This window comes from Methylosinus sp., assembly GCF_036560965.1.
Taxonomy (GTDB): Bacteria; Pseudomonadota; Alphaproteobacteria; order Rhizobiales; family Beijerinckiaceae; genus Methylosinus.
This window is the reverse complement of the sequence record NZ_DATBQF010000069.1, coordinates 84,019-97,590: the sequence shown is the minus strand read 5'-3', so window position 1 is coordinate 97,590 and position 13,572 is coordinate 84,019. Positions and strand designations below refer to the sequence as shown.

The 13,572-nt window shown below is 62.8% G+C and carries 17 protein-coding genes; all 17 read right to left on the bottom strand.

Annotated features, from left to right (window positions below; translation table 11 throughout):
• Positions 1 to 6 precede the first annotated feature (6 nt).
• The 17 genes from VIF40_RS18100 to VIF40_RS18025 all read right to left on the bottom strand — a co-directional run bounded on the left by VIF40_RS18100 (position 7) and on the right by VIF40_RS18025 (position 13,571).
• Positions 7 to 897: a class I SAM-dependent methyltransferase gene (locus tag VIF40_RS18100; RefSeq protein ID WP_331938910.1), complete on the bottom strand. Its 891-nt coding sequence runs from the start codon at positions 895 to 897 to the stop codon at positions 7 to 9.
• On the bottom strand, positions 897 to 1,664 hold the full coding sequence (locus VIF40_RS18095) for a ParB/Srx family N-terminal domain-containing protein (RefSeq protein ID WP_331938909.1): 768 nt from the start codon (positions 1,662 to 1,664) through the stop codon (positions 897 to 899). The genes VIF40_RS18100 and VIF40_RS18095 overlap by 1 nt, the downstream gene beginning before the upstream one ends.
• A gap of 1,528 nt (positions 1,665 to 3,192) precedes the next feature.
• Positions 3,193 to 3,441, bottom strand: coding sequence for a hypothetical protein (locus tag VIF40_RS18090; RefSeq protein WP_331938908.1), 249 nt, complete (start codon positions 3,439 to 3,441; stop codon positions 3,193 to 3,195).
• A 44-nt stretch (positions 3,442 to 3,485) separates the two neighbouring features.
• Positions 3,486 to 4,025 carry a hypothetical protein gene (locus VIF40_RS18085; RefSeq protein ID WP_331938907.1) on the bottom strand — a complete coding sequence of 180 codons (540 nt, stop codon included), beginning with the start codon at positions 4,023 to 4,025 and terminating at the stop codon, positions 3,486 to 3,488.
• A gap of 166 nt (positions 4,026 to 4,191) precedes the next feature.
• Positions 4,192 to 5,514, bottom strand: a complete 1,323-nt coding sequence (locus tag VIF40_RS18080) for an AAA family ATPase (protein ID WP_331938906.1) — start codon at positions 5,512 to 5,514, stop codon at positions 4,192 to 4,194.
• Positions 5,511 to 5,726, bottom strand: coding sequence for a hypothetical protein (locus VIF40_RS18075; RefSeq protein ID WP_331938905.1), 216 nt, complete (start codon positions 5,724 to 5,726; stop codon positions 5,511 to 5,513). Before VIF40_RS18075 ends, VIF40_RS18080 begins: the two co-directional genes overlap by 4 nt.
• Positions 5,727 to 5,886: 160 nt before the next feature.
• The gene (locus VIF40_RS18070) at positions 5,887 to 6,576 is read right to left on the bottom strand and encodes a hypothetical protein (RefSeq protein WP_331938904.1); all 690 of its coding nucleotides are present in this window, start codon (positions 6,574 to 6,576) and stop codon (positions 5,887 to 5,889) included.
• Positions 6,573 to 6,830, bottom strand: coding sequence for a hypothetical protein (locus tag VIF40_RS18065; protein ID WP_331938903.1), 258 nt, complete (start codon positions 6,828 to 6,830; stop codon positions 6,573 to 6,575). Before VIF40_RS18065 ends, VIF40_RS18070 begins: the two co-directional genes overlap by 4 nt.
• Positions 6,827 to 8,383 carry a DUF4942 domain-containing protein gene (locus tag VIF40_RS18060; protein WP_331938902.1) on the bottom strand — a complete coding sequence of 519 codons (1,557 nt, stop codon included), beginning with the start codon at positions 8,381 to 8,383 and terminating at the stop codon, positions 6,827 to 6,829. The genes VIF40_RS18065 and VIF40_RS18060 overlap by 4 nt, the downstream gene beginning before the upstream one ends.
• Positions 8,384 to 8,573: 190 nt before the next feature.
• A complete protein-coding gene (locus VIF40_RS18055; RefSeq protein ID WP_331938901.1) occupies positions 8,574 to 9,854 on the bottom strand; it encodes a DUF7146 domain-containing protein in 1,281 nt (426 codons plus the stop codon).
• Positions 9,851 to 10,723 carry a DUF5131 family protein gene (locus VIF40_RS18050; RefSeq protein WP_331938900.1) on the bottom strand — a complete coding sequence of 291 codons (873 nt, stop codon included), beginning with the start codon at positions 10,721 to 10,723 and terminating at the stop codon, positions 9,851 to 9,853. Before VIF40_RS18050 ends, VIF40_RS18055 begins: the two co-directional genes overlap by 4 nt.
• A gap of 208 nt (positions 10,724 to 10,931) precedes the next feature.
• Positions 10,932 to 11,108, bottom strand: coding sequence for a hypothetical protein (locus VIF40_RS18045; RefSeq protein WP_331938899.1), 177 nt, complete (start codon positions 11,106 to 11,108; stop codon positions 10,932 to 10,934).
• Positions 11,109 to 11,275: 167 nt separating this feature from the next.
• On the bottom strand, positions 11,276 to 11,497 hold the full coding sequence (locus VIF40_RS18040; protein ID WP_331938898.1) for a hypothetical protein: 222 nt from the start codon (positions 11,495 to 11,497) through the stop codon (positions 11,276 to 11,278).
• The gene (locus VIF40_RS18035; protein WP_331938897.1) at positions 11,487 to 11,927 is read right to left on the bottom strand and encodes a helix-turn-helix domain-containing protein; all 441 of its coding nucleotides are present in this window, start codon (positions 11,925 to 11,927) and stop codon (positions 11,487 to 11,489) included. Before VIF40_RS18035 ends, VIF40_RS18040 begins: the two co-directional genes overlap by 11 nt.
• Positions 11,924 to 12,538 carry an MT-A70 family methyltransferase gene (locus tag VIF40_RS18030; RefSeq protein WP_331938896.1) on the bottom strand — a complete coding sequence of 205 codons (615 nt, stop codon included), beginning with the start codon at positions 12,536 to 12,538 and terminating at the stop codon, positions 11,924 to 11,926. Before VIF40_RS18030 ends, VIF40_RS18035 begins: the two co-directional genes overlap by 4 nt.
• On the bottom strand, positions 12,535 to 13,005 hold the full coding sequence (locus VIF40_RS21555; protein ID WP_414684832.1) for a helix-turn-helix domain-containing protein: 471 nt from the start codon (positions 13,003 to 13,005) through the stop codon (positions 12,535 to 12,537). The genes VIF40_RS18030 and VIF40_RS21555 overlap by 4 nt, the downstream gene beginning before the upstream one ends.
• Entirely contained in the window at positions 13,002 to 13,571 is a 570-nt protein-coding gene (locus tag VIF40_RS18025; RefSeq protein WP_331938895.1) for a hypothetical protein, read from the bottom strand. Before VIF40_RS18025 ends, VIF40_RS21555 begins: the two co-directional genes overlap by 4 nt.
• Position 13,572 lies beyond the last annotated feature (1 nt).

Here is a 13,572-nt window from a genome sequence, read left to right as displayed (position 1 = left end):
CATTCATTAGAGCAGCTCGCCGAACTCGTCGGCGGCGGAGGCATGCGGCGTCTCGCCGCCGACTCCTCCTTCGCCGAATGCAACTTCCCCAACGGCCTCGGTCGCCTTGCGCGGGTCGCCCTTGCAGAAGACCAGGACATTTTGGTGAGTCTTGCCGAGCTTCCGTGTCGCGGCGAATTGCTTGCCGGCGCGGATCGGAAGGGAGCCGATCGCGGTGACCAGAACGGCTTCATTGTAGAGACCGGCGCCGGCGGCGCGAAAGGCGCGGATCGTCTCGCCCGGAAAATCCCGATAGAAGCCGTCCGGCCCGCGGAAATCGCCGACGACGAAGCAGGCGAACCGATCCGGCTTGAGAAGCCGAACCGACGACGCGATGATATCGCGATAGGCCTCGCAAAAGGCCTCATGTTTCATCGTCGACAGGTCGGCCGCGAGGTCCGAATAGACCTCGAGGTCGCCATAGGGCGGGCATGAGAACACGAAGTCCGCTTCGACCTCGAGGCCCGGGAGGACCGCTCGGCTATCGCCGGCGATCCACTCCGGAGTCGGAAAGCCATTGCAGATCACCGCGGCCTGCGCGCGATTGGCGATGAGCTGCTCCGGCCTGAGATCGACGCCGATATATCGCCGGCCGAGCCGGCTGGCGACAATGCCGCGCACCGAGCCCCCGGCGAAGGGATCGAGCACGAGGCCGCCCGGCGGGCAGAACCAGCGATAGGCGAGCTCGCACAGGACAGGATCGAAAATCGATGTCCCGGTGATCGTGCGCCCGGCGCCGTCGAAGTTCTCGATCTCGCCAAAGACGAGACCCGCGGGGAGCGATGATCTCTTCTCTCCGACCTCATGCTCCCCGCGCGTCAGTTCCGGGGCGAAGCATCTGGCTTTTCCCTTCGCCATCAGTCCTCGCTCTTTCTGTCACGGAGCTTGGCGCGATTTGCCGCCATCTTCTCGTTCATCGCTTTCCACCCGCCACCGCCGCCGCCGGCGGGCTCAGCATTGGGCTTGCGTCTGCCGCGCGATTGCTTGGGCGCCATGAATTCGTTGGCTGTATCCGACATCCTGAGCAAGTTCTCGCCGCGCCCGACCTCGCTTTCGATGCCGAGCGCCAACCAGGCGCGCTTTCGATCCTGCCACCATCCCTCCCGCGCCGTCAGCACGGAGAACGGCGGAATTCCGAAGCGCTCGATCAAATTGCCGAGCCGCGGCGGCGCGCGCTCGGGCGTCGCGCCGATCGCGTCGCCGTCCCCTCCGATCCCGAAAGGCAGGGCGACGATCTCGTCGAGCGAGAAGCCGGTCAGCGCAATATCGAAGTCGAGCTCCTGCAGCGCGCCGATCTCGGCGGCGAGGATATCGAAGTCCCAGCCCGCGTTCAGCGCGAGCTTATTATCCGCGATGACATAAGCGCGGACTTTCTCCGGCGACCAATCCGCCCCGACGACGAGAGTCGGGACCTCTGTCATTCCGAGCGACTGCGCGGCCTGGAGACGTCCATGCCCGGCCCTGATCTCTCCATCACGGGAAATCAGGATCGGCGCCGTGAAGCCGAACTCGCGAATGGCCGCGGCGAGCTGCTCGACCTGCTCCTTGCTATGAGTCCGGGCATTTCTGGGGAAAGGCTTGAGAAGCGCGACCGCGCGCATCTCCACTGCATTGATCTTCGGCATGGCGCAAGACACCCTTGCCCCGCCGCAGCGCGCGGTGCGGGGTGGCCGGAATCGGCCGGTTCTTGGTCATGCGAGGTCAGCTCTCGCGGCGGGGAGCGCTGGAACGCTCCTCGCCCCCGCTTTCTCCGGTTCGGAGATCATGGGGGCGTCACGAGGCCTTGGGAGGCCGTGTTCGATGGAGCCGCCGGCGCTGTGGCGTCGGCGGTTTTATGAGGGGGAAATTCGACTTTCGTTCTTGGACCAGCTGGACGCTCGCGCCGACGGTGATCGGAGCGCCAGACTGCTTCGGCAGCATCCTTGTAATTGTCTCACAACAGTCTCACAACAGTCTCACAACAGTCTCATAATGATCTCATGGCTATCAAATTCGCGCCTGACCGAGCGAAAGGCACCACATGTTCATCCGATGCGTCTGCCACGCCTGCGGATACGATGTCTTCTCCCAAACATTCCCGCATTTCGGACGCTAGGACAGAGCTCATGCCCGAGCATTCCGCGTCGACGGGGTCTGCTCAGAGCGCGAACGAGCCGAGAAGACGCGGGAGGCCGAGGCTGGAAAGGCGGGGCCAGTCGCTTACAGCATTGAACATGCCCGAGCATTCCGCGTCGACGGGGTCTGCTCAGAGTGCGAACGAGCCGAGAAGACGCGGGAGGCCGAAGCTGGAAAGGCGGGGCCAGTCGCTTACAGCAATGAAACCGTGGGAATCAGCGGGGATGAGTCGGGCGACTTGGTATAGGAGACAGGCCGAGGAAGCCGCGAAGGGCGCGCAATAGGCGCGCCATCTCTGCGGCGTGATGGAAGTAATCGGCCGACGCGATAGCCCTCTCGCCGGGCCACGCTCACCGTGATGAGGCGCGCCTTACACTCCCCAGCCGATATCGGAGCCCATCGGGCGAATTCTCGCGCTTCTGGCCTCCTATGGGAGCGCCGTCGCGCGTCGGTTCTTGGGTTCGGCAGCTCGCTGAACACCGAAAAACAGCGAGGTCCTAGGGGACGGCTTTACGCCCCTGGCTAAACGTGCGCGCTGCGCGCGCCGCCCGCCCGGTCCTACATCAGAGCCCCGCGCATCGAGCGAGAGGGTTCGGGCCGGGCAGGCGAGGGGGACGAGCGCGCCGGACGATCGCTTCCGGACCCTACGCGTCCAGCTTCGGAACCGTGACGCCTGCTGGGGCGCTCGAAACTCTCCGCGGGGGCGCTCCGCGCCCGCCGTGGTCGGTCATATCCAGCTATGTCAGTCGTCAAACACAGCAGTGACCGTATCTCGGACGCGAGAATTGCGGGTTTTGTGCAATCCCGTCAATGAGTTTTGGAGCGGCCTGCGTTCGTGCGGGCGCGCCCTCGAACCGCGGGATGCTAGAGTTCACTGGGGTTTGGCCGCTATCCTTTGGCCTTCGATAATTCCGCTTTTTTCCCGCGGCAGATTTCGAAATTATGGCGCTCTAAACGCGGTGACGAACATGACAAGAGCGAATGACTGTGGTGACAGGACGTGAGTCAGAACGGAATTTGCGCCGCGGGAATGCTCGGTTAATCCTTTCCGATCGAAACCATCGCCCGGCTCGGGTCGTAGTCCATGACGCGATCGGGGATGCGATAGGCGGCGGCAAACGCGCCGGAGCGCCAGAATGTCACCGTGCGCAGCTCGGGCGACCAACGCGCTTCGAATGCGCCGGCGTCGAGCGGAAGCGCCCCGCGCTTTTGGAGGATGGCTGCAGCATATTGGCAGGCCCGAAGCGCCATGAGGTCGCCGCCGGCGACGCGGGGATCCCCGCGCATTCGTTCGTCGAGGCGGGCCTCTCGGACGATGGCGGCGCGAGCGTTCACGGTCGCACCCCGTCCCTGATCACGCACTCGAGAATGATGCGCATCGCGGCGTCGACCCGGTAATTCGCCATCCGGCGCGAGCAGCTGAGCGTCAGACATTCGCGGCTGAAAGAGAGATTGCGCGCCTCGCAGAGGTTCCAGAGCGCTAACGCCTTGCGCGGCAGCTCATGCTCGGACGCGCCGAGATAGCGCATTGGCCAATAGATCGCCTCTTCGATGCGGGAGATTTCTCGGTCCGACCCGGCGCCCATGTGCGAGAGCGGAGCCGCTCCGCTCCCGCGCGGCCGCGTCTTGTTCGCAGCCTGAAGCGCCGTCACCTGATCCGAGAATTCGACCTCTGTCGCAAAGAGCGCTGGATCAGGCCAGAAGCTCTTCATCGCCGCCGGCCCGACGCGGCGGACCAGGCGCTCGCATCCCCTGGCGGCCTCCCGGAGCCTGATCCTGACATGCTCGACTGTCCATTGGAGCTCCGCGGTGCGAATGACCGAAGAGGCGAGCAGGCGCGCCGATCGCGCATCAGAAAAGCGCCCGTTCACGTCTTCGTCAAAATGACGGGCGCTCTCGGATTCTGACATTTTCACCGTGTCAGATGACAGCGGCGCCAACGCGTCAAAACCGCGCAACGCTGATTTCCCTTTTCTAGCCATTGCTTAGCCTGCCCGCATCAAATCTGCGAAAATGACAGCCGATAAAATCGGGCTGTCAGAACATGGGCTCATCGGTCGCTACGGGCGGCGGTGGGTCTTCCCGTCGCTCGCCTCGCGTATTGCCGGCGCTGTCCGATCGGCGCGCGAAGCCGCGCACCTTTTTTCCAGTGAGCCATACAAAGGGATTCTCCCGCATGATGATATTGAGCTGCATCAGCCGTTCCCCGTGCCGCTTCATCGCTTGGCTCAGCGCGTTAGCGCGCTTCTTCGGGTCGTCTTCGTCGGCGCCGTCGAATGCCATTCCGGCGAAGACCTCGCCGAGCTGCTTCCACCGGACGACGTGTGTCCCCGCGGGCAAGTCGAGCGCGGCCGGCGCTTCCTCGCCGTGCTCTGAGAGCGCCTTGTAGATCGCCCGGAGGAAGACCTCACACTGTGGCGTCAGCCTCTGGCCGGCATCGGTGGGCTTTGAAGTTTCGCCTGGCTCCCCTTCGATATTTGGCAAGCGGACGACGCAGCTCGTGAGCGCTTCGCCTTCGGCGTCCTTGCCGATCTCGACCGCGGGCAGCACGAAGCGCCATTTCCGACCGCTCTCGCCGTCTTTCTGCTTTGCCAGCTCGATCTCACGAATCGCGCGACGGTCGACGTCCATCTCTTCGAGCTTCTCGACCTTCAGGACCGAGTCGAGGTTGGCGAGGATCGAGGTATGGCCGCGGGGCTTCTGGCCGCCCGAGTTCATATGATGGACGAGCATGACGGCGCAGGCGCATTCCTGGGCGATGCGCTCGCAGCGCGCGAGCACGGGCCCGACGTCCTTGCTCGAGTTTTCGTCGGCGCCCGGGGTCGCCGTTGAGAGGGTATCGATGACGACGAGCTCCAGTGGGCAATCGAATGTCGCGCCCCAATGCTTGGTCTCAGCGATCAGAGCGTTCGTCGCATCGTCGCCGGCATAGAGGTCGACCTGTGCCGGAAGAAGAACGAAAGGGAGCTCGGCGTTGGTTTCGAGATCATGTTCGAGACGGTAGGCCCTGAGACGCTTTTTGATCCCGCGGCCGCCCTCTCCAGCCTGATAGACGACACCGCCGCGACGCACCTTCGCGCCAAACCAGGAAACGCCTCGAACGATCGACATCGCGAGATCGATCGCGAGAAAGCTCTTCCCGGACTGCGAGGCGCCGACCATCATGGTCCGCTCGCCGCGCGTGATGACGCCCTTGACGAGCCATTCGTGTTCCGGGCCCGGCAGGTCGAGCTCCGTCCAGCGAACCGCCTTGAACTTCGAGACGTACGGCGGCGGCGCGAGATAAGGCGCGCTCTCGCGGATGAAATCCTCGAGCGAAAGAGGCTGCGGCAGGACGTCAAATGGTGGCGCGATCGTCATTCTGCCGCCGCCTCGTCTCGCTCGGCGAGCATCTGCAGTCGCACTTGGACAGAGCTTTTGGGGCGTCCGAGCTTTTTTGCGATCACGCCGAGGCCACCTGGTCTTTGCGCGAGCGGGCCGCGGCGGACCCCGCAATGCTCCAGACGCAGCGCGATAAGCTGAGCGTTTTCTTCAGGCGTGAAGCGACGGTTCTTCTGGCCTTTCTTGCTCATTCTGCCACTGCCTTCGATCGCCGCGCTGCCTTCGCGCGCGCTCTGGCGCGCTTGATCATTCCAGATGGACGCCGGATCACGACGGCAGAGCGCTCGACAGACCTGCGCGTGCTCTTATTCCAGAGGTCGAATTTGATCGTTTCGGGAGGCCTGAACCACATCATGCGGCGCGGCTCCGGAGAAGCGCAGCGCGCGCGGCGAGCCCCACGTATTCGGCGTAGGCTGGCGGAATTGATTCAGACAGCTCGGTCAGGCTCATCCAATCGATCCCCATGGCGCTATAGCCCTCGGCGATGCTGAAATCCGCGACGCCGCGCGCGTGCGAGCCTTCACGACGCTTTCGATTTCGGACATGGCCGCCGTAGAGGCCGATCGTCGCGGGCTGGAGTCCATGACGGCATTCGAGCCGAGGAACCGTGAAGTTCGCCTCGAGGCCGCGATGCCGCCGCAGCTCGGCGCCTGGCACGCCGAGCCCGAACATCGTCCCGCAGAGCGTCACAGGATCTTCGAGTGGAGCTCCTGGGACGTTCTCGATCACATAGAGCGCGCCGCTGGCGCGCAGCATCGCACGCGTCGCCGGAATGAGGTCTTCATGCGGCTTCGCATTGTGCATGCTCTTCATCGCTGTATGCGCTTGGCACGGCGGCGACGCCCATATAAGAGCGAATTTGCGCAGATGGTCAGGGTCGATCGTGAGGGCGTCGCGTTGGACAAACCAAATTCCGCGGCAAATGGGATAGTTCGGCTGCGGATTGATATCGACCCCCTCGACGTCGAACCCGGCGCGGTAGAGCCCCGCTGCCGCGCCGCCGGCCCCACAATAGAGATCGAGCGCAAGTGGGCGCGTCATGGCGCTTCCCCGAATTTCAACTGAAACCCGCGTGGTTCTTCGATGATCGCACCGGCGTCCTGCAGGCGCTCGAGCGCGGCGAGCACGTCAGCGCGCGACAGCTCCGTGACAACAACCAATCGACCGATCAATGTGCGTGAGCGCGGGACGAGTCCAAAGGCATCCGCCTCATTCGCCAGCGCGAGCAAGACGATCTTGGACATCGGGCCCCCGACCGAGCGTGAATAGGCCCAGGAAAGCACATGCAGGCTCAAGACATCCTCCTCCGCATCGTCACGACGACGGTGTTGACATTCGTCCCGCTCTCTCGAAACGAGCCGGGCGGAAGATCGCGGAACGAACCGCCGTTGCGCTCGACAAGCGCGCGGAACGCGACAGCCTTCCTGGTCTCACGGAACTCAGTTCCTGCCGAAATGATCGCGAAGAGTTGGCCTCCCGGTTTCAGGAAGCCAAGCGCGTGGGTGACGTGGTCGAGGTCCCTTTCTCTATCGAATGGGGGATTCATCACGACGAGATCGTAGGGCTCGAACGCGTTCGGCCGCAGCGAGAGGAAGTCGGCGCGGATGACGCGATTGTAGATCCCCTCGGCCTCGAGGCCTGCGGCGAGCTCCGGCTGGATTTCGACGCAGTCGACAAGATTGTCGAAGCGGTATTCGTCGACGTAGTTCCGCCCGCGATTTGACCATTCGGCCATCACTGCAGCCGAGTGGACGCACCGGCGCGCGAGGTTGCCGGTCCCGGCCGATGGCTCCAGGATGCGGAGTCGAGACTCTTCTCTGCGTCGCAGAATCGGAATGCCGGAGACGCATCCGCGACCGCGGAAAAACTCGTCCACCGCCTCTGGTGGCGTCGGGAAAAAACCGAAGTGCCGCGCCGGCGTCAGCTTGCGGTTCTGTAGCGGGTCCTCTTCCTTGGTCGCGCCGTCCGCAATGACCTCGCCATAATATTCGGCGAGCAGCTTATTGACCTTCTCGACGAGGTCATGGCGAGAAAGCCACAAATGCGCGTTGCCGTTTTTGAACGCGCGGATTTTAAAGTAGGGCGTCTCGTGCTCGCTCTGCGATGCTTCGCGCACGCGGCGCCCGACAAGCGCATCGATCGCCGATTGAAACGAGCCTTCAGGATGGCCGTCAAGCACGGCGAACACGCGCTCGACGTCGATAAGCTTGTCCCGGATCGAACCGGAATTGAGATGGCCCCACGAGTCGAACGCGTAAGTCAGAATGATGCGGCCGCCGACCTTGAAGCCGTCGTGCGACTTGAACCTGCGATCCAGCGCAGAAAAGACGTTGGCGATTCCGCGGCAGAAAATCATTCCCGCATCGCCTCGGAATTTCTCAAGCGTCGCGTAAACATTCTCGACCGTGATAGGTGGAAGGCCTTTGTCCATTTCGGCTTGATTGATGATCTGGCCATGAAAGCCGACCTTATCGGGGACGTAAGCCATTTGCTGGCGAAGCTCTTCCTTCGCCTTCGCGTCCATAAGGCGCTCGAGTTCCGTCATCTTGATGAGGTTCGCCCATGTCCCGTTCGCGAGCAGCTTGCGCGCCGTGCGCAGATATCGACCGCGTTCCGGGAGAGCGAGGGCGGCATAGAAGTCCTTGGCCTCTTCGACCTGCGACGACCCGCCGAATATGCGCAATTGGCCGGCGGTCGCCTCTCGTTCCCTGAGGTTCGCGGCCTTCAATGCTTCCTGTGCGATTTCCATCGCATCGAAGGCGCGCTCATAGAGCGCCAGCGCTTCGTCATGCGCCCGCACGATATCCTCGATCGTCTGGCGAGGGACCGGGAGGGCTGTCGCGCTCATCGCGCCTTCCTCCATTCCGAGGCGCCCACCTTCCGCCACCCCTTCGTCGGATGAAGCGAATAAGCGACGTGCCTCACTTCGATCCATTCGACGCGGCCACGCCAATCGAGGAACTTGCGGAGCCCGCGGACGACGCGCGTTGCGACGCTCTTCCTGCCTTTGATCGGGGAAATGCCGGGAGGATGCGTGATCATGCCGCGACCTTCTCCCGTTCCAACAGAAGATCATTCCAATCAATCGAGCGCCCGTCTCCCCAGGCATGCGGCGCCTTCGGAACCGAAACGACGACGTCAACGCCGCCGCGCCTATAGCGCTCGGCTCCGGTGCGGAGAGTCGCCGCCATCTTCGCTGCATCCGCGTCTGCGTCTCCGATTAGGACGAGGCGGCGCACCTCCGGCGGGAGCCAGATCGCCGCGGACCCCATATCCGGCTCCCCGTTCATGATCGTAGCGTTCGGCCGGCCGCGCGGAGGATTCGGATGTGGGCGCGTCCCCGTCGCGCTCCCGCACAGGTTCCCGAGGCTATAGGCCGCTGTGAGCGAAGCGCCTGCGAATTCGTCACCGAGCAAGCCTTCATCGGCTTTCGCTTTCCAAGACATCGCATTTTCGATCCCCTCGGCGCAGGCCATCGTTTCGTGGAAGGGGAGGGGGCCGAGCAGGATCAGCCCGCCACCAGCGTGAAAGACGGCTTTCTTCGCCGAGTTCCGTTTCCGATCGCCTGGCGGCCTCAGCTTGATCGGCTCTCCGCTGGGGCGGTAGGCGTCGCATCCCCGCCCGGCGTCCAAATAGATGCGGTGGACACCTTGGATGCGGCCCGTGCGATCGCGCAGCGCTGCGATGACGCAGTGATAGGAGCCGAGGTCGACTTCCTCTTCAGCATCCCGATCGGAGAATCCGCGATAGGGCAGGTTCGGGATAAAGCGCAAATCACTCGCCGCCAGAATGATCCGCCGCGGGATTCCGCGGGCGTCGAAATAATCCTCGCCGAGGGTTCCCTCGAGCGGGCGGACATCGAACTGCTGGCCGAATAGTTCCCCGCGCTCGAACAGCGCGGTCGCGTTCTCGATCGCACGAAGCAGAGACGCCGCCTCTTTCCGTTCCTCGACAATTGCCGCATCTCTCCGCTCGTCCCGGCGCTCTTTGTCGATCAAAGGATCTGGCTCACGGTGGGGCTCGGATTGCCCCGGCGCATCTTCGTCGAGGACGTATTCGCAGACGCGAATGAAGTCGGCTTTCGGATCGAACCCCTTGATATGCGCCGCCATGGCGATGACGTCGCCGCCGCCGAAGCCCCTGCAATTGAAAACCCGTTCTTTGATGTTGACGCTGAATCGGTCTGTTCCGCCGCATGACGGGCACGGCCCGGCCCATTCTGCGGCGCCGGCCTTCTTCAATTGCGCGCCAAGTCGCTGCGCGACCGGGAGAGGATCGGCGCTCTTCGCGCGCTCGACAAAATCGTCGCGGTCGGTCATAGGCGCACCTCCGGGAATTCTCTGACGAGCAAATCCTCTGGGAGAGGTCTCTTCCCGACGTTCTGCTTGCCGAAGAAGGCGACGCCAGCCTCCCGACATTGCGCGAGCAAGCTACGGGCGTTCGCTTCGTAACCATTATCCCGCGCGCCGGGGCCACTCTCTCCGCCGGCAATGACGAGGTCGAGTCCAGGTCCGCCCCCTTTGCGCCAAGCTGGCCGCAGAGCCGGCAATAATTCATGACCTTCCCCGCCATATTCTGGAATATTGCATGGCGACCAAAATTTGATTGTCGTCAAATCGATCGGCCCGAGCAGCGGCTCCGCTGAGAAGCCGACAATCGGAATCTCGAACTTCATTTTCAGTTGCAATAGCCTGTGTGCTTCCCGTTCCGCGCTCGCTTGATCGTGAACGCTCGTCAGAAGCCATGCGTGCTTCGGCCAGCCTTCGAACCCGGCTTCCGAAAGGCGCTTCTCGATCATCGAAAGGCGCTTTGTCACGATGATGATATCGACGCGGTTACAGGTGACGATAGTGCGCCATGCCTCTACAAACCATTCGAGTGGTGCCTCTTTGTCGAAGAGGTCTCCCATCGACATGCAGAACACGCGACGGCGAATGCCGCTCAACGGCGGAAGCAGACCGCATTCATGGTCTGCCGCCCATTCGGCATAATCATTGTCGAGACGATGCAACAGCGCGCGAGCGCCTTTGATCTTTCTGCGCGGCGCCCCGACGCCCCAAAGTTCCCCGCCGAACCGCTTCGCCCATGTCTCGGCGTAGCAATGGTCGCACGCGGCGCTGACCTTCGTGCAACCCCACCAGAAATTCACGGTCGCATCACACCATTCAATTTTGCTGTTCTCGCTCATCTCCCCGCGGCCTCCCACCCGTTATAGGAGCGGCGCGAGAGCGGGACGATCTCGAGCTGCTGTTCCGACCGTACGGCGCGCCAGTCGCGCAATAGCTTCCCGGCTTCCGACCAGGACGCGCGCTCAGCTCGGTCGTTTCGATTATCGAATACGACCGTCGAGAGCAGGGACCGACCGCCCGCGATAATTCCGAGATGCGTAATGTTGCTCATGGCTCGGCGTTCTCCTTCACGATCTCGCTCAAAATCACGCTTTCTCTGGCGGCTCGCTCCAGCAAACGCGCGGCGACAAAATGAGGATCGGCGCCGAATGGTTCTGCGATGCGCTCGATCTCCGTCATGGCCTCCCGAGACACCACCGCGACAAAAGCCGTTTGCGTGCTCATCTTCGGGGCCAATCGCAATCCATGACGGAATAGCAAGCCGCGGACTCCGTTTGCCGTGAGATTGTGTCTGAGGGATTCGGCGATTTCCGGCGCCGAGGCGCCTGATCCGGCGAGATAGGCTGCGCGGATGATGTCGCTGAATGAATAGCGGTGGCGTCTTGGACGCTTCAATGGCGGCCTCCATCGAGCTTCTTCATGGCGTCACGAAACGCAGGAATGATTTTGTCTTTGCCGATGTCCATTAGGATCACCAGTCGATCGATTACATCGATCCGATTGCTGCGATCCTGACCGAGGCGATAGACGCAATTCTGCGCGTCATCCGCGACGCGCATCAGCTCGTCGATGAAATCGTCGTAGGCATAGAGCTTCGGCTTGCTATCGCTCATCGGAAGCCTCGCTGCGCTCCATCAATTCGCGCAGACGCGCCGCGCTTTCTGCGGGGAGGCGATAGCCCTCGAAGCGGCGAGACTCGATCACGACACCGAGCCGTCGCAAGGCTTTCCGCAGATGGTAGATTTGTGGCTCCATGACGCTTCCGGACACAGCGTCGGGCTCGTCCCAACACGCCGTTAGAAGCCGGCTCTTCGTCACGAAGTTTGGAGATCGACGAAGCAGAAACGCGAGAACCCGCCGCTGCTTGGCCTGCAAAGGAAGGCTCGGGAGAACTGTGGCTTCCTCGTCGTTGCCGCCACGCGCTCCCGACAGCTCGCATTCGAGCTTATCGACCTTCGCGCGCAGGCTCTCATTTTCGGCGAGGAGCGATTTCACGCGCCAGTTCAGGACGAGCGGATCGTTGGCGGCGCCTTGCGCGGTCATGCAGCCTGACCTCCGTCGAACTTGTCCGCCTCTTTCCCCCAGGTCGCCCAGCCGGGGCGGGATTGCCGCGAAAAAACATCCAACCGGCGCGCATCCGGCGAAAGCGCTTCGACCATCTGATAGAATTCCTCGGGCTTGCGCGAATGCTCCCTCGCAAGACCATCGATCGAGCCGTGTTCATGGAGGCTTTCGACGAGATTGATCGTCCGCGGAGATCCGGGCATGTCGGCGCCTGGAAGGCGTCCGACGAAGTAGGGCTCGCAGACGGATCGAAGGACGTAGCCCGGGCCCCAGCGAAGTTTGCCGGTGGCGGTTCTCTTCACCCAGGCGCCTCCGGTAACGGGCGGAACTCCGTAGCGGGTCATCGCCTCGACATGGAATCCCTTTGCCGCCAATGGCCATGTCGTCCAGAAAATCAGAACGCCTCCTGGCGCGAGCAGATCGCCGACCGGCATGGCGCAAATTTCCCCGAGCGTCATGCAGTCGTATTGCGCTTGGGGAGACTTTTCTTGCCCCTTCGCCGATCGTGTCTCGAATGGAGTTGGCGCGTCCATGACCACGACGTCCCATTGAAACGGCATTATGTCGTCGCCGAATGGCCATTCGCTCATCTCGACCTCGCGAGATTGAGACGCTGTGCGATCACTGGGGCGATGAATTCGAATTTGCAGGCTCGCCGGAGAACGTCGTCGACACGGGAACGGTTGCAGTTCCGCCGAGCGCATATTTCGTCCGGGCAGAGCCCTTCGCGCGCATCGATGATGATCAGATTATTGAGCGATGGCTGGACGAAGCCTGGACCCACCAAGGGCGACTGCTGTCTGACGGCTGGCATGGACTCCGGCGCGACAGGCTCAACAGCACGCGGCTGCGCCTCTCTATCCTGCCCGCGACCATGCGGAGCTGCGGGGTTGCGGCGCGGAGCAATCCTGTGGCCATTGAATGCTCGGCCGATGGAATAGATAGTCGACCAGGACACGCCGAACTTGCGTGCGAGCTCGCGCGCGTCCACGCCGCCCGCAAGCTCGGTAGCTACCTGACGGCGTTGTTCGGGAGAAAGGCGAGGTGGCGCATTCATCCTTGCACCCCTTCGCCGAAGAGGTGGAGGTCTGCCGGCGCCGCTCCGCAATGCGTCGCGCAGCCATAGTCCCAGAGCGCCAGCGCGTCACCGATATTGTGGTTTTTGTTCTCACGCGGCAAATATCCGAGCGCGTGACAGCGATCTAGGACGGCATTCTTCGGGTCTTGCGGGCGTGCGGCGCCCAAAAAATGCTTCCTGACCGACTGCACGTTCGCCTGGACGCAGCGGATACCGTAGCAGCCGCCGCAGATCGAATGGACGATCGCGACTAGGCCATGCAGCATCGAGATCGTCTCGGACGACGTCTTGAAGCGAGCGCCCTTTGGCGCTTGATCATCGCGCTCCAGGAAGGCTCCGATGTTCACCGGCGCTTCGATGAAGACGATCTCAGGGCGCTCGAGGACCATTTCATCGCGAAGGAATTGCCCAAGCTTTCGATATGCTCGCGCCGCCTCGTCACCGGGACGTTTCAGCTTCCAGGAGCCGCAACGCGGGTTGCGCTCGCCGGCGATGGCGTTGACGAATCCTGTCTCCGTCGCGAGGTCGAGGGCGAGCGCGCGCATC